At 49.3% G+C, this 22776-nt stretch carries 15 protein-coding genes; 13 read left to right on the top strand and 2 right to left on the bottom strand.

Translation table 11 applies throughout. The annotated features are described in order from the left end of the window. The first annotated feature begins 110 nt into the window (after nt 1–110). The 11 genes from P6910_RS25380 (at nt 111) to P6910_RS25330 (ending at nt 18929) form a co-directional block, all read left to right on the top strand. Nucleotides 111–383 (top strand): hypothetical protein, encoded by a 273-nt coding sequence (locus P6910_RS25380; RefSeq protein ID WP_317144017.1) that lies wholly within the window; start codon nt 111–113, stop codon nt 381–383. Between the two features lie 132 nt (nt 384–515). Next, a complete protein-coding gene (locus P6910_RS25375) occupies nt 516–857 on the top strand; it encodes a C2H2-type zinc finger protein (RefSeq protein WP_317144016.1) in 342 nt (113 codons plus the stop codon). Between the two features lie 288 nt (nt 858–1145). Beyond that, nucleotides 1146–3263: a C2H2-type zinc finger protein gene (locus P6910_RS25370; protein ID WP_317144015.1), complete on the top strand. Its 2118-nt coding sequence runs from the start codon at nt 1146–1148 to the stop codon at nt 3261–3263. A 288-nt stretch (nt 3264–3551) separates the two neighbouring features. Beyond that, nucleotides 3552–5351: a C2H2-type zinc finger protein gene (locus tag P6910_RS25365; protein WP_317144014.1), complete on the top strand. Its 1800-nt coding sequence runs from the start codon at nt 3552–3554 to the stop codon at nt 5349–5351. A 106-nt stretch (nt 5352–5457) separates the two neighbouring features. Next, nucleotides 5458–5643: a hypothetical protein gene (locus P6910_RS25360; RefSeq protein WP_317144013.1), complete on the top strand. Its 186-nt coding sequence runs from the start codon at nt 5458–5460 to the stop codon at nt 5641–5643. 334 nt (nt 5644–5977) lie between these two features. After that, nucleotides 5978–7210 (top strand): C2H2-type zinc finger protein, encoded by a 1233-nt coding sequence (locus tag P6910_RS25355; RefSeq protein ID WP_317144012.1) that lies wholly within the window; start codon nt 5978–5980, stop codon nt 7208–7210. Between the two features lie 288 nt (nt 7211–7498). Further along, entirely contained in the window at nt 7499–9535 is a 2037-nt protein-coding gene (locus P6910_RS25350) for a C2H2-type zinc finger protein (protein ID WP_317144011.1), read from the top strand. A 635-nt stretch (nt 9536–10170) separates the two neighbouring features. Next, the gene (locus P6910_RS25345) at nt 10171–12537 is read left to right on the top strand and encodes a C2H2-type zinc finger protein (RefSeq protein WP_317144010.1); all 2367 of its coding nucleotides are present in this window, start codon (nt 10171–10173) and stop codon (nt 12535–12537) included. A 629-nt stretch (nt 12538–13166) separates the two neighbouring features. Then, nucleotides 13167–15209, top strand: a complete 2043-nt coding sequence (locus P6910_RS25340; protein ID WP_317144009.1) for a C2H2-type zinc finger protein — start codon at nt 13167–13169, stop codon at nt 15207–15209. Between the two features lie 626 nt (nt 15210–15835). Then, entirely contained in the window at nt 15836–17311 is a 1476-nt protein-coding gene (locus P6910_RS25335; protein ID WP_317144008.1) for a C2H2-type zinc finger protein, read from the top strand. 199 nt (nt 17312–17510) lie between these two features. Further along, nucleotides 17511–18929, top strand: a complete 1419-nt coding sequence (locus P6910_RS25330; RefSeq protein WP_317144007.1) for a nucleobase:cation symporter-2 family protein — start codon at nt 17511–17513, stop codon at nt 18927–18929. Between the two features lie 78 nt (nt 18930–19007). Here P6910_RS25330 and P6910_RS25325 read toward each other — a convergent pair whose 3' ends face one another. Then, entirely contained in the window at nt 19008–20357 is a 1350-nt protein-coding gene (locus P6910_RS25325) for an 8-oxoguanine deaminase (protein WP_317144006.1), read from the bottom strand. A 152-nt stretch (nt 20358–20509) separates the two neighbouring features. Next, entirely contained in the window at nt 20510–21148 is a 639-nt protein-coding gene (locus tag P6910_RS25320; protein WP_317144005.1) for a TetR/AcrR family transcriptional regulator, read from the bottom strand. 181 nt (nt 21149–21329) lie between these two features. Here P6910_RS25320 and P6910_RS25315 point away from each other — a divergent pair, with 181 nt between their 5' ends. Then, complete coding sequence (locus P6910_RS25315) at nt 21330–21608, top strand: hypothetical protein (protein WP_317144004.1); 279 nt, start codon at nt 21330–21332, stop codon at nt 21606–21608. Nucleotides 21609–22058: 450 nt separating this feature from the next. Continuing rightward, the gene (locus P6910_RS25310) at nt 22059–22676 is read left to right on the top strand and encodes a chorismate--pyruvate lyase family protein (RefSeq protein WP_317144003.1); all 618 of its coding nucleotides are present in this window, start codon (nt 22059–22061) and stop codon (nt 22674–22676) included. The last annotated feature ends 100 nt before the right edge of the window (nt 22677–22776 follow it).

Below are 22776 nucleotides of genomic sequence, written 5' to 3'. Positions count from 1 at the left end.
CGGTTGAGCCGCAGACTTACCATTTTCTCCTAGACGTTGATCCGAACGGGGCTTCGACAAGCCAGAGTTTTCCTATAAAAACTGAGCCGGGCATATTAACTGCAATGCCAATGACCGATTGGAGGCTGATGCAAAACGAACCATCGCACATGGTCAGCACAAACGGATATTCAGGGTCAGGCACGCCATCAGATGACAAACCCTCCAGACGAAACAAACTTCAGATCATCACTTTGATGTACGGAACGGGCGGCGGTAACTGTTCCCGGTCAACGGAGTCAGAGGATCATGGTCAGTCATTCAATAGACATTCAGAAAAATCGCATTATTTATACGACAACGACCATAATGATGAAAATTCGGGCAAGCCAACCGACTCATGACATAGCCTTGACAAAAGTTGCCTTGAACAGCCCTGTTGTAATCAACAAAGACTCTGTATCTTCGCTCCTTCCACAAGTACCTGGTGTCGTTCAATCTCAAATGACTCTTTCGCTTGCAGAACAGATGTCTATTTGCAAACAGGCGATCAGGAATCTGGCTCGGTAAGCCATCCTGCTGAAGGTCCGACAGTTGGCTTAGAAGCTGACAGCACAATCGGTTCATCATTAAAATTAAATCCACCTCCTGCGAAAAAACAAAGGAAAACAGGCTCCAAAAAATACCGATGTGATCACCCCGACTGTGAAAAATCATTTAGCTCTCAAGCCTCATTGAACAATCACAAAAGTCAATATCACACCGGAGAACGAACCTGCCTTGAGTGCCAGAAGCCCCTGCCAAGCGCTCAAGCCCTGTCGGATCACAAAAGGCAACACCGAAAACGAAAGCTTGATGATGCAAATTCAAGTGATTGATTTCTGCTTGTCACCGGCTCATGAGGGAAAGGCACTGCACACGTTTGGGCTTGCCAACATTGAAAAACCCCCAAACTTCCTATCGTCTATCCTCACTGCTCCTATCCCTGGAAAACAAAGGATAGAAGCATTAAAAGTCTACTCTCGTACGTATTGGTCTCTTTGCCTTTCGTCTGTCCGGTTGAGCCGCAGACTTATGGGTTTATCGTAGAGATTGATCAGAATGGGGCTTCGACAAGCCAGAGTTTTTCTATAAAAACTGAGCCGGGCATATTAACTGCAAGGCCAATGACCGATTGGAGACTGATGCAAAACGAACCATCACACATGACCAACACAAACGGATATTCAGGGTCAGGCATGCTACCCGATGACAAACCCCGTCGGCGAAACAAACTTCAGATCATCACTTTGATGTACGGAACGGGCGGCGGTAACTATTCCCAGACAACGGAGTCAGAGGATCATGATCAGTCATTCAATAGACATTCAGAAAAATCCCATTATTTATACGACAACGACAATAATGATGAAAATTCGGGCCGACCCACCGACTCCCGACATAGCCTTGACAAAAATTGCCACGAACAGCCCTGTTGTAATCAACAAGGACTCTGTATCTTCGCTCCTTCCACAAGTACCTGGTGTCGTTCAACCTCAGATAACTCTTTCGCTCGCAGAACAGATGTCTATTTGCAAACAGGCGATCAGGAATCTGGCCCGGTAAGCCATCCTGTTGAAGGTCTGACAGTTGTCTCAGGTGCTGACAGCACAACCGGTTCAGCATTAAATCCACCACCTGCGAAAAAACAAAGGAAGGCAGGCTCCAAAAAATACCGATGTGTTCACCCCGGCTGTAAAAAATCATTTAGCTCTCAAGGCTCATTGAACAATCACAAAAGACGATATCACAGCGGAGAACAAACCTGCCCTGAGTGCCGGAAGACCCTGGCGAACACTCAAGCCCTGTTGACTCACAGAAGAAAAGATCACACCGAAGTGCAAACTTGCCCTGAGTGCCAGAAGAGCCTGCCAAACACTTTAGCCCTGTCGAATCACAAAAGAAAAGAACACACCGGAGTGCAAATCTGTCCTGATTGCCATAAGCCCCTGCCAAACGCTCAAGCCCTGTCGGATCATAGAAGAAAACATCACACTGGAGTGCAAATCTGTCCTGATTGCCAGAAGATCCTGCCAAACGCAAAAGCCCTGTCTGCTCACAAAAGAAAAGATCACACTGGAGAGCAAACCTGCCCTGAGTGCCAGAAGCTCATGCTAAACGCTCAAGTCCTGTCGATTCACAAAAGTTTATATCACAGCGGAAAGCAAACCTGTCCTAGGTGCCGGACGACCCTGCCAAACGCTCAAGCCCTGTCGGTTCACAAAAGAAAATATCACACCGGAGAACAAACCTGCCCTGAGTGCCAGAAGCTCCTGCCAAACGCGAAAGCCCTGTCGGCTCACAAAAGTCAATATCACACCGGAGAGCGAACTTGCCTTAAGTGCCAGAAGACTCTGCCAAACGCTCAAGCCCTGTCGGATCACAAAAGAAAATATCACACGGGAGAGCAAGCCTGCCCTAAGTGCCAGAAGACCCTGACGAACGCTCAAGCCCTGTCGATTCACAGAAGAAAAGATCACACCAGAGAGCAAACCTGCCCTGATTGCCAGAAGCTCCTGCCAAACGCTCAAGCCCTGTCGGTTCACAAAAGAAAAGATCACACCGGAGTGCAAATCTGCCCTGATTGCAATAAGCCCTTGCCAAACGCACAAGCCTTGTCGGAACATAGAAGAAAATATCACACCAGAGAGCAAAACTGCCCTGATTGCCAGAAGACCCTGCCAAACGCTCAAGCCCTGTCGGTTCACAAAAGAAAAGATCACAGCGGAAAGCAAACCTGCCCTGAGTGCCAGAAGACCCTGGCAAACGCTCAAGCCCTGTCGGTTCACAAAAGGCAATATCACACCGGAGAGCAAACCTGCCCTGAATGCCAGAAGACCGTGCCAAACGCTCAAGCCCTGTCAAATCACAAAAGAAAAGAACATACCAGAGAACAAACCTGCCCTGAGTGCCAGAAGACCCTGCCAAACGCGAAAGCCTTGTCGGCTCACAAAAGTCAATATCACACCGGAGAGCAAACCTGCCCTGAATGCCAGAAGACCCTGCCAAACGTTCAAGCCCTGTCAGATCACAAAAGAAAATGTCACACAGGAGAGCAAGCCTGCCCTGAGTGTCAGAAGACCCTGGCAAACGCCCAAGCCCTGTCAAATCACAAAAGAAAAGAACATACCGGAGAGCAAACCTGCCCTGAGTGCCAGAAGACCCTGGCAAGCGCTCAAGCCCTGTCGAATCACAAAAGGCAACACCGAAAACGAAAGCTTGATGATGCAAATTCAAGTGATTGATTTCTGCTTGTCACCGGCTCATGAGGGAAAGGCACTGCACACGTTTGGGCTTGCCAACATTGAAAAGCTCCCAAACTTCCTATCGTCTATCCTCACTGCTCCTATCCCTGGAAAACAAAGGATAGAAGCATTAAAAGTCTACTCTCGTACGTATTGGTCTCTTTGCCTTTCGTCTGCCCGGTTGAGCCGCAGACTTATGGTTTTATCGTAGAGATTGATCAGAATGGGGCTTCGACAAGCCAGAGTTTTTCTATAAAAACTGAGCCGGGCATATTAACTGCAAGGCCAATGACCGATTGGAGACTGATGCAAAACGAACCATCACACATGACCAACACAAACGGATATTCAGTGTCAGGCATGCTACCCGATGACAAACCCTGTCGGCGAAACAAACTTCAGATCATCACTTTGATGTACGGAACGGGCGGCGGTAACTATTCCCAGACAACGGAGTCAGAGGATCATGGTCAGTCATTCAATAGACATTCAGAAAAATCACATTATTTATACGACAACGACCATAATGATGAAAATTCGGGCCGATCCACCGACTCCCGACATAGCCTTGACAAAAATTGCCACGAACAGCCCTGTTGTAATCAACAGAGAGTCTGCATCTTCGCTCCCTCCACAAGTACCTGGTGTTGTTCAACCTCAGATGGCTCTTTCGCTTGCAGAACAGATCTCTATTGGCAAACAGGCGATCAGGAATCTGGCCCGGTAAGCCATCCTGCTGAAGCACCGATAGTTGTCTCAGAAGCTGACAGCACAACAGGTGCGTCATTAAAATTAAATCCACCTCCTGCGAAAAAACAGAAAAAGGCAGTCACCAAAAAATACCGATGCCATAACCCCGGCTGTGAAAAATCACTTAGCTCTCAAAACTCATTGCACAATCACAAAAGTCAATATCACACCGGAGAACGAACCTGTCTTGAGTGCCAGAAGCCCCTGCCAAACGCTCATGCCCTGACGGTTCACAAAAGAAAAGATCACACCGGAGAGCAAACCTGCTCTGAGTGCCAGAAGACCCTGGCAAGCGCTCAAGCCCTGTCGAATCACAAAAGAAAAGAACACAGCGGAGAGCAAACCTGCCCCGAGTGCCAGAAGACCCTGGCAAGCGCTCAAGCCCTGTCGAATCACAAAAGCCAATATCACACCGGAGAGAAAACCTGCCCTGAGTGTCAGAAGACACTGGCGAACACTCAAGCCCTGTTGACTCACAGAAGAAAAGATCACACCGGAGTGCAAACTTGCCCTGAGTGCCAGAAGACCCTGGCAAACGCGAAAGCCCTGTCGAATCACAAAAGAAAAGAACACACCGGAGTGCAAATCTGTCCTCATTGCCATAAGCCTCTGCCAAACGCTCAAGCCCTGTCGGATCATAGAAGAAAACACCACACCGGAGAGCAAACCTGCCCTGATTGCCAGAAGATCCTGCCAAACGCAAAAGCCCTGTCTGCTCACAAAAGAAAAGATCACACTGGAGAGCAAACCTGCCCTGAGTGCCAGAAGCTCATGCTAAACGCTCAAGTCCTGTCGATTCACAAAAGTTTATATCACAGCGGAAAGCAAACCTGTCCTAGGTGCCGGACGACCCTGCCAAACGCTCAAGCCCTGTCGGTTCACAAAAGAAAATATCACACCGGAGAACAAACCTGCCCTGAGTGCCAGAAGCTCCTGCCAAACGCTCAAGCCCTGTCGGATCATAGAAGAAAATATCACACCGGAGAGCAAAACTGCCCTGATTGCCAGAAGATCCTGCCAAACGCAAAAGCCCTGTCTGCTCACAAAAGAAGAGATCACAGCGGAGAGCAAACCTGCCCTGAGTGCCAGAAGATCCTGGCAAGCGCCCAAGCCCTCTCGAATCACAAAAGCCAATATCACAGCGGAGAGCAAACTTGCCCAGAGTGCCAGAAGACCCTGGCAAGCGCTCAAGCCCTGTCTGCTCACAAAAGAAAAGATCACAGCGGAGAGCAAACCTGCCCTGAGTGCCAGAAGATCCTGGCAAGCGCTCAAGCCCTGTCGAATCACAAAAGGCGACACCGAAAACGAAAGCTTAATGATACAAAGTCAAGTGATTGATTTCTGCTTGCAACAGGCTCAGGAGGAAAAGGCACTGCACACGTTTGGGCATGATCTGAAGTGCAATGCTCACGTCCATCTGTCCATCACCTGCGGGGGTTAACCGATGACAAAAGACATGGAAGGCAATCTTCTTCAGCAGGCAGCTCTTAAACCCTATTGGAAAAAATATTCGTATTTATACCAGTCGAACTTTCTAACTCCCTATTGCGCTGAAGATTTGAGCCTTAATCCTGTATTGGCGATCATCGCCATAGCTAAGGCTATGACTCCTCACGCCGACTTATCTTGAGACTCAAATCTCCATGCTCATCACGGCAGTTAGAAAGCACGATTGGTATTATACGTCAGTAGGTTATATATCTGCGCTTTTTAAGTCCTATAGGGCTTGCCAAAATTGAAAAACTCCCAAACTTCCTATCGTCTATCCTCACTGCTCCTATCCCTGGAAAACAAAGGATAGAAGCATTAAAAGTCTACTTTCGTACGTATTGGTCTTTTTGCCTTTCGTCTGCCCGGTTGAGACGCAGACTTATGGTTTTATCTTTGAGGTTTATCAGAATGGGGCTTCGACAAGCCAGAGTTTTTCTATAAAAACTGAGCCGGGCATATTAACTGCAAGGCCAATGACCGATTGGAGACTGATGCAAAACGAACCATCACACATGACCAACACAAACGGATATTCAGGGTCAGGCATGCTACCCGATGACAAACCCTGTCGGCGAAACAAACTTCAGATCATCACTTTGATGTACGGAACGGGCGGCGGTAACTATTCCCAGACAACGGAGTCAGAGGATCATGGTCAGTCATTCAATAGACATTCAGAAAAATCGCATTATTTATACGACAACGACCATAATGATGAAAATTCGGGCCGATCCACCGACTCCCGACATAGCCTTGACAAAAATTGCCACGAACAGCCCTGTTGTAATCAACAGAGAGTCTGCATCTTCGCTCCCTCCACAAGTACCTGGTGTTGTTCAACCTCAGATGGCTCTTTCGCTTGCAGAACAGATCTCTATTGGCAAACAGGCGATCAGGAATCTGGCCCGGTAAGCTATCCTGCTGAAGCACCGATAGTTGTCTCAGAAGCTGACAGCACAACAGGTGCGTCATTAAAATTAAATCCACCTCCTGCGAAAAAACAGAAAAAGGCAGTCACCAAAAAATACCGATGTCATCACCCCGGTTGTGAAAAATCACTTAGCTCTCAAAACTCATTGCACAATCACAAAAGTCAATATCACACCGGAGAACGAACCTGTCTTGAGTGCCAGAAGCCCCTGCGAAACGCTCGAGCCCTGGCGGTTCACAAAAGAAAAGATCACACCGGAAAGCAAACCTGCCCTGAGTGCCAGAAGCCTCTGCCAAACGCTCAAGCCTTGGCGGTTCACAAAAGTCAATATCACACCGGAGAACGAACCTGTCTTGAGTGCCAGAAGCCCCTGCGAAACGCTCGAGCCCTGGCGGTTCACAAAAGAAAAGATCACACCGGAAAGCAAACCTGCCCTGAGTGCCAGAAGCCTCTGCCAAACGCTCAAGCCTTGGCGGTTCACAAAAGTCAATATCACACCGGAGAACGAACCTGTCTTGAGTGCCAGAAGCCCCTGCGAAACGCTCGAGCCCTGGCGGTTCACAAAAGAAAAGATCACACCGGAGAGCAAACCTGCGCTGAGTGCCAGAAGACCCTGCCAAACGTTCAAGCTCTGGCAAATCACAAAGGAAAATATCACACCGGAAAGCAAACCTGCCCTGAGTGCCAGAAGATCCTGCCAAACCCCAGCGCCCTGTCAAATCACAAAAGGCAACACCGGAGACGAAAGCTTGATGATGCAAAGTCAAGTGATTGATTTCTGCTTGTCACAGGCCCAGGAGGGAAAGGCACTGCACACGTTTGGGCTTGCCAACATTGAAAAGCTCCCAAACTTCCTATCGTCTATCCTCACTGCTCCTATCCCCGGAAAACAAAGGATAGAAGCATTAAAAGTCTACTCTCGTACGTATTGGTCTCTTTGCCTTTCGTCTGCCCGGTTGAGCCGCAGACTTATGGTTTTATCGTAGAGATTGATCAGAATGGGGCTTCGACAAGCCAGAGTTTTTCTATAAAAACTGAGCCGGGCATATTAACTGCAATGCCAATGACCGATTGGAGACTGATGCAAAACGAACCATCACACATGACCAACACAAACGGATATTCAGGGTCAGGCATGCTGCCCGATGACAAACCCTGTCGGCGAAACAAACTTCAGATCATCACTTTGATGTACGGAACGGGCGGCGGTAACTGTTCCCGGTCAACGGAGTCAGAGGATCATGATCAGTCATTCAATAGACATTCAGAAAAATCGCATTATTTATACGACAACGACCATAATGATGAAAATTCGGGCCGATCCACCGACTCCCGACATAGCCTTGACAAAAATTGCCACGAACAGCCCTGTTGTAATCAACAGAGAGTCTGCATCTTCGCTCCTTCCACAAGTACCCGGTGTTATTCAACCTCAGATGGCTCTTTCGCTTGCAGAACACATCTCTATTGGCAAACAGGCGATCAGGAATCTGGCCCGGTAAGCCATCCTGCTGAAGCACCGATAGTTGTCTCAGAAGCTGACAGCACAACAGGTGCGTCATTAAAATTAAATCCACCTCCTGCGAAAAAACAGAAAAAGGCAGTCACCAAAAAATACCGATGTCATCACCCCGGCTGTGAAAAATCACTTAGCTCTCAAAACTCATTGTACAATCACAAAAGTCAATATCACACCGGAGAACGAACCTGTCTCGAGTGCCAGAAGCCCCTGCCAAACGCTCATGCCCTGACGGTTCACAAAAGAAAAGATCACACCGGAGAGCAAACCTGCTCTGAGTGCCAGAAGACCCTGGCAAGCGCTCAAGCCCTGTCGAATCACAAAAGAAAAGAACACAGCGGAGAGCAAACCTGCCCTGAATGCCAGAAGACCCTGGCAAGCGCTCGAGCCCTGTCGAATCACAAAAGCCAATATCACAGCGGAGAGAAAACCTGCCCTGAGTGCCAGAAGACCCTGGCAAACGCGCAGGCCCTGTCGGATCATAGAAGAAAAGATCACAGCGGAGAGCAAAACTGCCCTGATTGCCAGAAGACCCTGCCAAACGCGAAAGCCCTGTCGGCTCACAAAAGTCAATATCACAGCGGAGAGCAAACTTGCCCTGAGTGCCAGAAGACCCTGCCAAACGCTCAAGCCCTGTGCGATCACAAAAGAAAATATCACAGCGGAGAGCAAACCTGCCCTGAGTGCCAGAAGCCCCTGCCAAGCGCTCATGCCCTGGCGGTTCACAAAAGAAAAGATCACACAGGAGAGAAAGCCTGCCCTGAGTGCCAGAAGACCTTGGCAAACAGTCAGGCCCTGTCGGCTCACAAAAGTCAATATCACAGTGGAGAGCAAACCTGCCCAGAATGCCAGAAGACTCTGCCAAACGTTCAAGCCCTGTCGGATCACAAAAGAAAAGATCACAGTGGAGAGCAAACCTGCCCTGAGTGCCAGAGAACCTTGGCAAACGCTCGAGCCCTGTCAGCTCACAAAAGTCAATATCACAGTGGAGAGCAAACCTGCCCTGAGTGCCAGAAGATCCTGCCAAACGCGAAAGCCCTGTCGGATCACAAAAGAAAAGATCACAGCGGAGAGCAAACCTGCCCTGAGTGCCAGAAGGCCCTGCCAAACGTTCAAGCCCAGTCGGTTCACAAAAGTTTATATCACAGCGGAGAGCAAACCTGCCCTGAGTGCCGGACGGCCCTGCCAAACGCTCAAGCCCTGTCGGTTCACAAAAGAAAAGTTCACACCGGAAAGCAAACCTGCCCTGAGTGCCAGAGAACTTTGGCAAACGCTCAAGCCCTGTCAGCTCACAAAAGTCGTTATCACACTGGAGAGAAAACCTGCCCTGAGTGCCAGAAGACCCAGCCAAACGCTCAAGCCCTGTTGACTCACAGAAGAAAAGATCACACTGGAGAGCAAATTTGCCCTGAGTGCCAGAAGATCCAGCCAAACACTCTAGCCCTGTCGAATCACAAAAGAAAAGAACACACCGGAGAGCAAACCTGCCCTGAGTGCCAGAAGATCATTCCAAACGCAAAAGCCCTGTCCAATCACAAAAGGCGACACCGAAAACGAAAGCTTGATGATGCAAACAAGTGATTGATTTCTGCTTGTCACAGGCCCAGGAGGGAAAGGCACTGCATACGTTTGGGCATGATCTGAAGTGCAATGCTCACGTCCATCTGTCTATCTATCACCTACGGGGGTGAACCGATGATAAAAAGACATGGAAGGCAATCTTCTCCAGCAAGCAGCTCTTAAACCCTATTGGAAAAAATATTCGTATGTATACCAATCGAACTTTCTAACTCCCTATTGCGCTGAAGATTTGAGCCTTAATCCTGGGCTGGCGATCGTCGCCATAGCTGAGGCTATGACTCCTCACGCCGCCTTGTCTTAAGGCTCAAATCTCCATACTCATCACGGGAGTTAGAAAGCACGATTGGTATTATACGTCAGTAGTTTATCTATTTGCGCTTTCTAATTCCTATAGCGCTTGCCAACATTGAAAAGCTTCCAAACTTCCTATCGTCTATCCTCACTGCTCCTATCCTTGGAAAACAAAGGATATAACCATTAAAAGTCTACTCTCGCACGTATGGGTCTTTTTGCCTTTCGTCTTCCCGGTTGAGCCGCAGACTTACCATTTTCTCGTAGAGGTTGATCAGAATGGGGCTTTGACAAGCCAGAGTTTTTCTGTAAAAACTGAACCGTGCATATTAACTGCAATGCCAATGACCGACTGGAGGCTGATGCAAAACGAATCATCACAAATGGTCAGCACAAACGGATATTCGGGGTCAGGCACGCCACCCGATGACAAACCCTCCAGGCGAAACAAACCTCAGATCATCACTTTGATGTACGGAACGGGCGGCGGTAATTATTCCCGGATAACGGAGTCAGAGGATCATGGTCAGTCATTCAACAGACATTCAGAAAAATCGCATTATTTATACGACAACGACCATAATGATGAACATTCGGGACGGCCCACCGACTCCCGACATAGCCTTGACAAACATTGCCACGAACAGCCCTGTTGTAATCAACAGAGAGTCTGTATATTCGCTCCTTCCACAAGCACCCGGTGTCGTTCAACCTCAGATGACTCTTACGCTTGCAGAACAGATGTCTATTTGCAGACAGGCGGTCAGGAATCTGGCCCGGTAAGCCATACTGCTGAAGGTCTGACAGTTGCCTCAGTAGCTGACAGCACAACCGGTTCATCATTAAAATTAAATCCGCCTCCTGCGAAAAAACAAAAGAAGGCAGGCTCAAAAAAATACCGATGTGATCACCCCGGCTGTGAAAAATCACTTGGCTCTCAAACCTCATTGTACAATCACAAAAGTCAATATCACACCGGAGAACGAACCTGTCTTGAGTGCCAGAAGACCCTGCCAAACGCTCAAGCCCTGTTGACTCACAGAAGAAAAGAACACACCGGAGAGCAAACTTGCCCTGAGTGCCAAAAGCTCCTGCCAAGCGCTCAAGCCCTGTCGGATCATAGAAGAAAAAAACACAGCGGAGAGCAAACCTGCCCTGAGTGCCAGAAGACCCTGGCAAGCGCTCAAGATCTGTCGAATCACAAAAGCCAATATCACAGCGGAGAGCAAACTTGCCCTGAGTGCCAGAAGAGCCTGCCAAACACTTTAGCCCTGTCGAATCACAAAAGAAAAGAACACACCGGAGTGCAAATCTGCCCTGATTGCCATAAGCCTCTGCCAAACGCTCAGGCCCTGTCGAATCACAAAAGAAAAGATCACAGCGGAGAGCAAACCTGCCCTGAGTGCCAGAAGACCCTGGCAAACAGTCAGGCCCTGTCGGCTCACAAAAGTCAATATCACACCGGAGAGCAAACCTGCCCTGAGTGCCATAAGACCCTGCCAAACGCGAAAGCCCTGTCGATTCACAAGAGAAAAGAACACACCGGAGAGAAAATCTGCCCTGAGTGCCAGAAGGCCTTGGCAAACAGTCAGGCCCTGTCGGCGCACAAAAGTCAATATCACAGCGGAGAGCAAACCTGCCCTGAATGCCAGAAGGCCCTGCCAAACGCTCAAGCCCTGTTGACTCACAGAAGAAAAGAACACACCGGAGAGCAAACCTGCCCTCAGTGCCAGAAGACCCTGGCAAGCGCTCAAGCCCTGTCGAATCACAAAAGAAAAGAACACAGCGGAGAGCAAGCCTGCCCTGAGTGTCAGAAGACCCTGCCAAACGCTCAAGCCATGTCGGTTCACAAAAGAAAAGATCACACCGGAGAGCAAACCTGCCCTGAATGCCAGAAGACCCTGCCAAGTGCTCAAGCCCTGTTGTCTCACAGAAGAAAAGATCACAGCGGAGAGCAAACTTGCCCTGAGTGCCAGAAGACCCTGGCAAACGCTCAAGCCCTGTCGAATCACAAAAGCCAATATCACAGCGGAGAGCAAAGCTGCCCTGAGTGCCAGAAGAGCCTGCCAAACACTCAAGCCCTGTCGAATCACAAAAGAAAAGATCACAGCGGAGAGCAAACCTGCCCTGAGTGCCAGAAGGCCCTGCCAAACGCGAAAGCCCTGTCGAATCACAAAAGCCAATATCACAGCGGAGAGCAAACTTGTCCTGAGTGCCAGAAGACCCTGCCAAACGCTCTAGCCCTGTCGAATCACAAAAGAAAAGAACACAGCGGAAAGCAAACCTGCCCTGAGTGCCAGAAGACCCTGGCAAACACACTAGCCCTGTCGAATCACAAAAGCCAATATCACAGCGGAGAGCAAACTTGCCCTGAGTGCCAGAAGACCCTGTCAAACGCTCAGGCCCTGTCGGATCATAAAAGAAAAGTTCACACGGGAGAGCAAGTCTGCCCTGAGTGCCAGAAGACCCTGCCAAACGCGAAAGCCCTGTCGGCTCACAAAAGTCAATATCACAGCGGAGAGCAAACCTGCCCTGATTGCCAGAAGATCCTGCCAAACGCAAAAGCCCTGTCTGCTCACAAAAGAAAAAATCACACCGGAGAGCAAACTTGCCCTGAGTGCCAGAAGTTCCTGCCAAACGCTCAAGCCCTGTCGGATCACAAAAGGCTACACCGAAAACGAAAGCCTGATGATGCAAAGTCAAGTGATTGATTTCTGCTTGTCACAGGCCCAGGAGGGAAAGGCACTGCATACGTTTGGATGATCTGAAGTGCAATGCTCACGTCCATCTGTCTATCTATCACCTACGGGGGTGAACCGATGATAAAAAGACATGGAAGGCAATCTTCTTCAGCAAGCAGCTCTTAAATCCTATTGGAAAAAATATTCGTATGTATACCGATCGAACTTTCTAACTCCCTATTGCGCTGAAGATTTGAGCCTTAATCCTGTGTTGGCGATCGTCGCCATAGCTAAGGCTATGACTCCTCGCGCCGCCTTGTCTTAAGGCTCAAATCTCCATACTCATCACGGGAGTTAGAAAGCACGATTGGTGTTATACGTCAGTAGTTTATCTATTTGCGCTTTCTAATTCCTATAGCGCTTGCCAACATTGAAAAGCTTCCAAACTTCCTATCGTCTATCCTCACTGCTCCTATCCTTGGAAAACAAAGGATATAACCATTAAAAGTCTACTCTCGCACGTATGGGTCTTTTTGCCTTTCGTCTTCCCGGTTGAGCCGCAGACTTACCATTTTCTCGTAGAGGTTGATCAGAATGGGGCTTTGACAAGCCAGAGTTTTTCTGTAAAAACTGAACCGGGCATATTAACTGCAATGCCAATGACCGACTGGAGGCTGATGCAAAACGAACCATCACAAATGGTCAGCACAAACGGATATTCGGGGTCAGGCACGCCACCAGATGACAAACCCTCCAGGCGAAACAAGCCTCAGATCATCACTTTGATGTACGGAACGGGCGGCGGTAATTATTCCCGGACAACGGAGTCAGAGGATCATGGTCAGTCATTCAACAGACATTCAGAAAAATCGCATTATTTATACGACAATGACAATAATGATGAACATTCGGGACGGCCCACCGACTCCCGACATAGCCTTGACAAAAATTGCCACGAACAGCCCTGTTGTAATCAACAGAGAGTCTGTATATTCGCTCCTTCCACAAGCACCCGGTGTCGTTCAACCTCAGATGACTCTTACGCTTGCAGAACAGATGTCTATTTGCAGACAGGCGGTCAGGAATCTGGCCCGGTAAGCCATACTGCTGAAGGTCTGACAGTTGCCTCAGTAGCTGACAGCACAACCGGTTCATCGTTAAAATTAAATCCACCTCCTGCGAAGAAACAAAGGAAAGCAGGCCCCAAAAAATACGCATGTAATCACCCCGACTGTGAAAAATCATTTAGCTCTCAAGGCTCATTGAAAACTCACAAAAGTCAATATCACAGCGGATTGCAAATCTGCCCTGATTGCCATAAGCCCCTGCCAAACGCTCAAGCCCTGGCGGTTCACAAAAGAAAAGATCACACCGGAGAGCAAACCTGCCCTGAGTGCCAGAAGACCTTGGCAAACAGTCAGGCCCTGTCGGCTCACAAAAGTCAATATCACACCGGAGAGCAAACCTGCCCAGAATGCCAGAAGACCCTGCCAAACGCTCAAGCCCTGTGCGATCACAAAAGAAAAGAACACACCGGAGAGCAAACCTGCCCTGAGTGCCAGAAGACACTGCCAAACGCTCAAGCCCTGTTGACTCACAGAAGAAAAGAACACACCGGAGAGCAAACTTGCCCTGAGTGCCATAAGACCCTGCCAAACGCGAAAGCCCTGTCGATTCACAAGAGAAAAGAACACACCGGAGAGAAAATCTGCCCTGAGTGCCAGAAGGCCTTGGCAAACAGTCAGGCCCTGTCGAATCACAAAAGCCAATATCACAGCGGAGGGCAAACCTGCCCTGAGTGCCAGAAGACCCTGGCAAGCGCTCAAGCCCTGTCGAATCATAGAAGAAAAGATCACACCGGAGAGCAAACCTGCCCTGAGTGCCAGAAGACCCTGCCAAACTCTCTAGCCTTGTCGAATCACAAAAGAAAAAAACACAGCGGAGAGCAAACCTGCCCTGAGTGCCAGAAGACCCTGGCAAGCGCTCAAGCCCTGTCGAATCATAGAAGAAAAGAACACACCGGAGAGCAAACCTGCCCTGAGTGCCAGAAGATCCTGTCAAACGCTCAAGCCCTGTCGAATCACAAAAGAAAATATCACAGCGGAGAACAAACCTGCCCTGAGTGCCAGAAGACCCTGCCAAGCGCTCAAGCCCTGTGGGATCACAAAAGAAAAGATCACACCGGAGAACAGACCTGCCCTGAGTGCCAGAAGACCCTGCCAAACGCTCAGGCCCTGTCGGATCATAAAAGAAAATATCACACCGGAGAGCAAACTTGCCCGGAGTGCCAGAAGACCCTGCCAAATGCTCAAGCCCTGTCGGCTCACAAAAGTCGATATCACACCGGAGAGCAAACCTGCCCTGAGTGCCAGAAGATCCTGCGAAACGCGAAAGCCCTGTCGTATCATAAAAGAAAATATCACACGGGAGAGCAAACCTGCCCTGAGTGCCAGAAGACCCTGCCGAACACTGAAGCCCTGTCGGCTCACAAAAGAAAAGAACACACCGGAGAGCAAACCTGCCCTGAGTGCCAGACGACCCTGCCAAATGCTCAAGCCCTGTCGGCTCACAAAAGTCGATATCACACGGGAGAGCAAACTTGCCCGGAGTGCCAGAAGACCCTGTCAAACGTGAGAGCCCTGTCGGATCACAGAAGGCTACACAGAAAACGAAAGCTTGATGATGCAAAGTTAAGTGATTGATTTCTGCTTGCAACAGGCTCAGGAGGAAAAGGCACTGCACACTTTTGGGCATGATCTGAAGTGCAATGCTCACGTCCATCTGTCTATCACCTGATGGGGTTAACCGATGACAAAAGACATGGAAGGCAATCTTCTTCAGCAAGCAGCCCTTAAACCCTATTGGAAAAAATATTCGTATTTATACCAGTCGAACTTTCTAACTCCCCGTTGCGCTGAAGATTTGAGCCCTAATCCTGCGTTGGCGATCTTCGCCATAGCTAAGGCTATGACTCCTCACGCCGCCTTGTCTCAAGACTCAAATCTCCATGCTCATTACGGCAGTTAGAAAGCACGATTGGTATTATACGTCAGTAGGTTATCTATATGCGCTTTGTAATTCCTATAGAGTTTGCCAACATTGAAAAACTCCCAAACTTCCTATCGTCTATCCTCACTGCTCCTATCCCTGGAAAAAAAAGGATAGAAGTATTAAAAGTCTACTCTCGTACGTATTGGCCTTTTTGCCTTTCGTCTGCCCGGTTGAGCCGCAGACTTATGGTTTTATCGTTGAGGTTTATCAGAATGGGGCTTCGACAAGCCAGAGTTTTTCTATAAAAACTGAGCCGGGCATATTAACTGCAATGCCAATGACCGACTGGAGGCTGATGCAAAACGAATCATCACACATGACCAGCACAAACGGATATTCAGGGTCAGGCGTGCTACCCGATGACAAACCCTGTCGGCGAAACAAACTTCAGATCATCACTTTGATGTATGGAACGGGTGGCGGTAACTATTCCCGGACGACGGGGCCAGAGGATCACGGTCAGTCATTCAATAGTCATTCAGAAAAATCACATTATTTATACGACAACGACCATAATGATGAAAATTCGGGCCGGCCCACCGACTCCCGACATAGCCTTGACAAAAATTGCCACGAACAGCCCTGTTGTAATCAAAAAGGACTCTGTATCTTTGCTCCTTCCAAAAGTACCCGGTGTCGTTCAACCTCAGACGACTCTTTCGCTAGCACAACAGATGTCTATTTGCAAAAAAGCGATCAGGAATCTGGCCCGGCAAGCCATCCTGCTGAAGCACCGACAGTTGTCTCAGGAGCTGACAGCACAACCGGTCCATCATTAAAACTAAATCCAACTTCTGTGAAAAAACAAAAGGAGGCAGGCTCCGAAAAATACCGATGTCATCACCATGGCTGTGAAAAATTACTTAGCTCTCGAACCTCATTGAACACTCACAAAAGTCAATGTCACACCGGAGAACGAACCTGTCCTGATTGCCAGAAGCCCTTGCCAAACGCTCATGCCCTGACGCTTCACAAAAGAAAAGATCACGCCGAAGAGCAAACCTGCCCTGAGTGCCAGAAGCCCTTACCTAACGCTAAAGCCCTTTGGGATCACAAAAGAAAAAATCACACCGGAAAGCAAACCTGCCCTGAGTGCCATAAGCTTCTGCCAAACGCTCAAGCCCTGGCAGTTCACAAAAGAAAAGAACACACCGGAGAGCAAATCTGTCCTGAGTGCCAGAAGCCCCTGCCAAACGCTCAAGACCTGGCGATTCACAAAAGAAAAGATCACACCGGAAAGCAAACCTGCCCTGAGTGCCAGAAGACCCTGCCAAACGCTCAAGCCCTGTCGGTTCACAAAAGTCAATATCACACCGGAGAACAAACCTGCCCCGATTGCCAGAAGCTCCTGCCAAACGCGAAAGCCCTGTCGGCTCACAAAAATCAATATCACACCGGAGGGCGAACTTGCCCTGAGTGCCGGAAGACCCTGGCAAGCGCTCAAGCCCTGACGGATCACAAAAGAAAAGATCACACCGGAGAGCAAATCTGCCCTCAGTGTCAGAAGCCCCTGCTAAACGCTCAAGCCCTGTCGGTTCACAAAAATCGATATCACACCGGAGAGCAAACCTGCCCAGAGTGCCAGACGACCCTGCCACACGCTCAAGCCCTGTCGAATCACAGAAGAAGAGATCACACCGGAGAGCAAACTTGCCCAGAGTGCCGGAAGACCCTGCCAAACGCGAAAGCCCTGTCGAATCACAGAAGGCAACATCGGAAACGAAAGTTTGATGATGTAAATTCAAGTGATTGATTTCTGCTTGTCACAGGCTCAGGAGGGAAAGGCTCGCCCCTGGCAGGCTGGTTGCGCTGGTATTTGTACACCCCTGAACAATGGGCCCATAAAACCAGTCAATCCACATACTATTTTGAATACCCCAAAAAAATTGAACAATTGGTCAAGGAATTGCAATACTCCCTCTGTATAACAAAAAAAGACGGCAGGAGTATGCATGAATAGCCAGACTCATAATCCCGAACTCATCCACCAATTAAACGACAAACCGCCATTATCTCGGGCTTTTTTCAGTGCCCTGCAACATATGATAGCCAGCTTTATGGGGGTTGTGACACCGACCCTGGTCATCGGTGGGGTGTTGGGTTTGGGAGAGCATATTCCTTACCTGATCAGTATGGCGCTCATTGCCTCAGGGATAGGTACCTTTATCCAGGCCAGACGGTTTGGTCCCCTGGGGTCTGGTCTGTTGAGTATTCAGGGAACCAGTTTTGCGTTTTTGAGTTCCCTGATTGCCGCCGGTTTTGTGGTTAAAAGCCGGGGAGGTAGCAGTGAAGAGATTATTGCACTGATGACAGGTCTTTGTTTTTTCGGGGCATTTATCGAGATTGTCCTGAGCCGCTTTTTCCATAAACTGCGCAAGATCATTACGCCAACCATTACCGGAATTGTTATTTCACTGATTGGTCTCAGCCTGATCAAGGTAGCTGTGACCGATATGGCCGGTGGCTTCAATGCGCCTGATTTTGGTGCACTGAGCAACCTTGCAGTGAGCATCACCGTGTTAGCGACTGTGATCTTTTTTAATCGCAGCTCTCGTCCCATGGTGCGTCTCTCAGCGATCTTCCTTGGCTTGCTGGTGGGCAGCCTGATAACACTTTATACCGGTAAAATGACTCTGCAGGGATTATCGGACTCGGTATTATTTACCCCTCCAGTGCCTTTTAAATACGGAATGACTTTCGATTGGGAGCTATTCATTCCAATTGCTCTCATTTATGTCATAACGACCATTGAATCTACCGGTGACCTCACTGCGACAGCAAAACTTTCGGGTGAACCAATTGAGGGTGATGAATACGTTGAGCGAATTCGTGGCGGAATTTTGGCTGATGGCGTGAACTCTCTGACCGCAGCCTGCCTGAACAGCTTTCCAACGACAACATTTAGCCAGAACAATGGTGTGATTCAAATGACCGGTGTCGCCAGTCGGTTTGTTGGCTATATCATTGCCGGATTGTTTTTAGTGATGGGACTTTTCCCGATACTCGGGGCCATCCTGATGCAGATTCCCAAGCCTGTGCTGGGTGGGGCTACATTGGTTATGTTTGGCACGGTGGCTGCCTCAGGTATTCGCATTCTGGCTTCAGGGTCGCTTGATCGTCGGCAGGTAATGATCATTGCTGTGTCCATCGGTATGGGGCTGGGCGTCACTATTGTGCCCGGGGTGCTGAGCCAGATGCCGGAATTGGTCAAAAACATTTTCAGCTCGGCAATTACCACCGGAGGTCTGACCGCTATTTTACTGACTCTGGTTTTGCCTGAAGATTCCGGGCCTGACTCCAGCGATCAGAGGAAAGTGGTGAAAAATATTAATGCGTCTTCGGGAGCCATCCAAGAAGAAACTACTTCCTGATTACTTCCGTCATACCCTACAACTCGTTCCCCGTCGTAAATCTCTGGAGCATGGGAACCAGAGATTTACGACAGCCTCTCAAGACACCAGCTTTCTGGCAGAAAGCTGGTGTGCAGCCATGATGGCCTCTTGATCAAGATGAAGCAGTGTTGCATCTTTAATCAGCCACTTTCCTGCACACATAACGGCAGCTGCTCTGTGGCCTCCACAAAGAACCAGTGCTGCCAGTGGGTCATGGCTGCCACTGAAACGCAACTCATTCAGGCTGAAAAGAGCAAGGTCGGCCTGCTTTCCTTCGGCCAGTTCTCCAATATCGCTCCTGCCAAGCACTCTGGCTGAACCTTTTGTTGCCCAGTACAAGGCATCGAGATGAGTGACTTCATCTGCGGCGTAACGCAGACGATTGATCAGCAAAGCCTGACGGACTTCCTGCATCATATTGGAGCCGTCGTTTGAAGCAGAGCCATCCACACCCAGCCCGACATGCGCGCCTGCAGACGCCAGTTCTTTAGTACGGCAGATGCCCGATGCCAGCAACATATTCGAGGTAGGGCAGTGACAGATGCCCAAGCCCGCCTGTCCCATTCTTTTGATTTCATCGTCATTGAAGTGAATGCCGTGGGCCAGCCAGACATCGTCAGCCAGCCAATCCACAGATTCCAGGTAATCCAGTGGCCGTAGACCGAACCGCTCGATGCAGAAGTTGTCTTCATCATGGGTTTCAGCCAGGTGAGTATGCAATCGAACATTGTGTTTACGGGCCAGTCTGGCGGTCTCTTTCATCAACTCTGTGCTGACTGAAAAAGGAGAGCAGGGTGCCAGGGCAATTTGAACCTTTGCCCCTTCTTCTGACTCATGATAACGATGAATCAGACGTTCGGAGTCGTCGAGTATCTCTGTTTCCGTTTGCACGGTTGTCTGGGGAGGAAGGCCGCCATCCTTCTCTCCAAGGCTCATGGAACCCCGAGTCAACATGACCCGGCTGCCAATACTGTCAGCGGCCTTCACCTGAATATCAATGGCTTCTGTGAGTGCTTCCGGGAAAAGGTAGTGATGATCTGCCACTGTTGTACAACCGGACTGCTGCAGTTCTGTCAGTCCCAGCTGAGTGGCGTTAAACAGCATTTCTGGCTTCAGTCTGGCCCAAAAAGGATAAAGCGTTTGCAGCCAGGGAAAGAGTTTTTTATTCAGTGCTGGAGGGAAGGCGCGGGTCAGGGTCTGATAAAGATGGTGGTGAGTATTGATCAAACCGGGAAGGAGAACCTGTCCGGAAGCGTCATAGCTTTGATCATAGGAGACTTTCGGAGACTGTCCCGAAGGAACCAGTTCTGTGATCTTGCCGGAGCTTTCATCAATCACCACGCCGTTACCGGCGTCCTGACTGTTTGCGGTGAAAGTGGCCAGGGGGTGTTTTATCCAGACTTTCATTATCTGCCTCTTGTTATGAGCAGGACGGTCTGGATAGAGCAATAAGCTGCCAATTACCATAGACCGCCGACACAGCAGTTTATGGCAGTGACTCGCGTGTTAATCTGCCCGTTTCATTTTATCTTGTGACTCTACAATATTTTTATCGTTTCTCAAACTTTCAGACCGCAGCCACGAAGGACAATGTCGCAGATAGTGTCAGCGGCTTTATCGTAGGTTGAGGCAGGCAGTTTCTTTTTGTTCATGATAAGGCAGATCTGCTTTTCATAGTCAGCGTAATGCTGAGTCGATCCCCAAATCATAAAAATCAGGTGCATGGGCTCTACCCGGGCCATTTTGCCCTCATCCATCCAATGCTGAAAAATCTCTGTTTTGTTTTTAAACCACTGCTGGGTAGAGTCCTTCATGGACGGAGACAGCTGCTGGCAGCCATGAATGATTTCACTGGCAAAAATTCGGCTGGCCGTGGGATATTTTCTGGAGACTTCTATCTTTGAACGGATATACCGCTCAAGTGACTCTGCAGGGTCATCTTTTGGGTGAAAGTTGTTCAGTTTGTCATTCCAGAGATTCAAAATGTTGGTAAGAACTTCGTCATAAATTTCCTGCTTGTTACTGAAGTAATACAAGACAGTCGGTTTTGGCAAATCGGCCAGGTCAGCTATACGCTGGATTGTGGCTCCCCCGAATCCATGCCGGGCAAATTCCTGTTCGGCAGCTTTCAAAATCAGCCGAACCCTCTCGGTTCTGATACGACCGGTCTTTTGGGGCATACGTTTTACGACAGCCATGCGCGGATCCTGATTTATAGTTTTCGATCATCCCTTGGGGATGATTTATACCATTGGCAGGAAGCATAGAAAAGAATCCGGTTGTGTCCATTAACGTCAGGCAGAAAGAAATTGAGGAAACCGTGACTGCTCCCCGCCCTGTCGAGGGTGTCGCAAAACTCTGGCTCCCATGCTCCAGAGGGTGTCGCAAAACTCTCTCCAACGTGCGAACGAATTGACTCCCGTCATTCCCGGCTTCATTCTCGTCATTCCCGACTTCATTCTCGTCATTCCCGACTTCATTCTCGTCATTCCCGCGAAGGCGGGAATCCTCACTGACTCACCACCAGAACCCTACTGCCCGGTGCCCCCCTGGCCTTGTCATCCCCGAGAAGGCAGAGATCCACCGTTGGCGCTGGATTCCCGCCTTCGCGGGAATGACGACCTCAGAGCATGGGAACGAGCTGTTGGAGTTTTGTGACACCCTCAATCGGGCGGGGGTATAAGGCGTGAAGGTCGGGCCGCGTAGATCGTGGCGCGCAGGCGCAGAGCCTCCCGCTTGCGTGTTTGTACATAGTTGGCTACATTCACCGTCGGTCTGTCTCAATAGAGACTCACGGTGACGAAAACCAAGCACTGTTAACAAAAAATTAAGGCAGAGCCAACTGCCCAACCGCCACTGAAGAACCAGATGAACTCATACCTGAGTGACCCGTTAAGGCAGCGGCAAATCAAACAAAAGACCAATAAATAACCGAGGGGCACCCGGTTACTGCTGATGGAGGCTTCTGCGTAAGTCCGGTCGTTATAGGCTGGTTGCAGCCTGTGAAGTCAGAAGCCTCGCCTGACAAGGCGGGGAGTGTCACGGTGAGCTGCCTTGTTTTCTCCCGGGGCAGTTCTGGGGAATTGGATTCGTGCAGCAGGAGTGAGGGTGCCTTTTATTGATTTTTCAGGCTTGCCCTGGAAGCCGAGACATTATTTGAAACAGCAGATTCCAGAGCCCTGGAGAGACTGGCTGCTGGACAGTGGTTCCCTGACTCAGCGTTTGAAACATGAGTTTGACGGCGACTTCAGGGTTCAGGTTATTCGTCATGGGACCTTTATGCCAACCTATTCGGAGCTGAAGTTTCTCAATAACTATGAACAGTCAAAGGCTACGTCCACATCTGCTGAGTTGGCAGGATCATTCAGAAGCAGACATTGCAGCAAAATGGCTTCTATCAGGGAGGTTCTGCTGATCTGTGGTGGCCGACCCAGGGTGTTTGCACGAAGTGTATTGCCTCACAGCAGCCTTATTGGTACGAACAGGGAGCTGCTGCAACTGGGCAGTAAACCTCTGGGGGAGTTTTTATTTAATCATCCCGGTATGCGTCGGGGGCCATTTGAGGTAGCGGAACTGCCGGCTCGTCAGTTTAATCCTCATCTGGTGGAAAAATACTCGGATGAAACAGCCTGGGGAAGGCGGTCGTTATTTTATTTGCACGAAAAGTCTATATCTGTTTGTGAAATCTTTTTGCCGGACCTGTCTGGACAGACAGAAAAGTTCTGAAGAGTCATGTCGAAGCATCCTGAACCTTAAAGCTCACCGATATTCTCAACAAGGATGATTGTTTGTTTGCTGAAGCACTCACCTCCGGAAATGTAGCGAT

It is taken from the genome of Endozoicomonas sp. 8E, from assembly GCF_032883915.1.
GTDB lineage: Bacteria > Pseudomonadota > Gammaproteobacteria > Pseudomonadales > Endozoicomonadaceae > Endozoicomonas_A.
Note: the sequence above shows the minus strand (reverse complement) of the source record. Positions and strands in the feature narration are given on the sequence as shown.

Coding starts and splice junctions, on each gene's coding strand:
- P6910_RS25380 (WP_317144017.1), top strand. CDS start 111: ATGACCGATTGGAGGCTGATGCAAAACGAACCATCGCACATGGTCAGC.
- P6910_RS25370 (WP_317144015.1), top strand. CDS start 1,146: ATGACCGATTGGAGACTGATGCAAAACGAACCATCACACATGACCAAC.
- P6910_RS25365 (WP_317144014.1), top strand. CDS start 3,552: ATGACCGATTGGAGACTGATGCAAAACGAACCATCACACATGACCAAC.
- P6910_RS25360 (WP_317144013.1), top strand. CDS start 5,458: ATGACAAAAGACATGGAAGGCAATCTTCTTCAGCAGGCAGCTCTTAAA.
- P6910_RS25355 (WP_317144012.1), top strand. CDS start 5,978: ATGACCGATTGGAGACTGATGCAAAACGAACCATCACACATGACCAAC.
- P6910_RS25350 (WP_317144011.1), top strand. CDS start 7,499: ATGACCGATTGGAGACTGATGCAAAACGAACCATCACACATGACCAAC.
- P6910_RS25345 (WP_317144010.1), top strand. CDS start 10,171: ATGACCGACTGGAGGCTGATGCAAAACGAATCATCACAAATGGTCAGC.
- P6910_RS25340 (WP_317144009.1), top strand. CDS start 13,167: ATGACCGACTGGAGGCTGATGCAAAACGAACCATCACAAATGGTCAGC.
- P6910_RS25335 (WP_317144008.1), top strand. CDS start 15,836: ATGACCGACTGGAGGCTGATGCAAAACGAATCATCACACATGACCAGC.
- P6910_RS25330 (WP_317144007.1), top strand. CDS start 17,511: ATGAATAGCCAGACTCATAATCCCGAACTCATCCACCAATTAAACGAC.
- P6910_RS25325 (WP_317144006.1), bottom strand. CDS start 20,357: ATGAAAGTCTGGATAAAACACCCCCTGGCCACTTTCACCGCAAACAGT.
- P6910_RS25320 (WP_317144005.1), bottom strand. CDS start 21,148: ATGGCTGTCGTAAAACGTATGCCCCAAAAGACCGGTCGTATCAGAACC.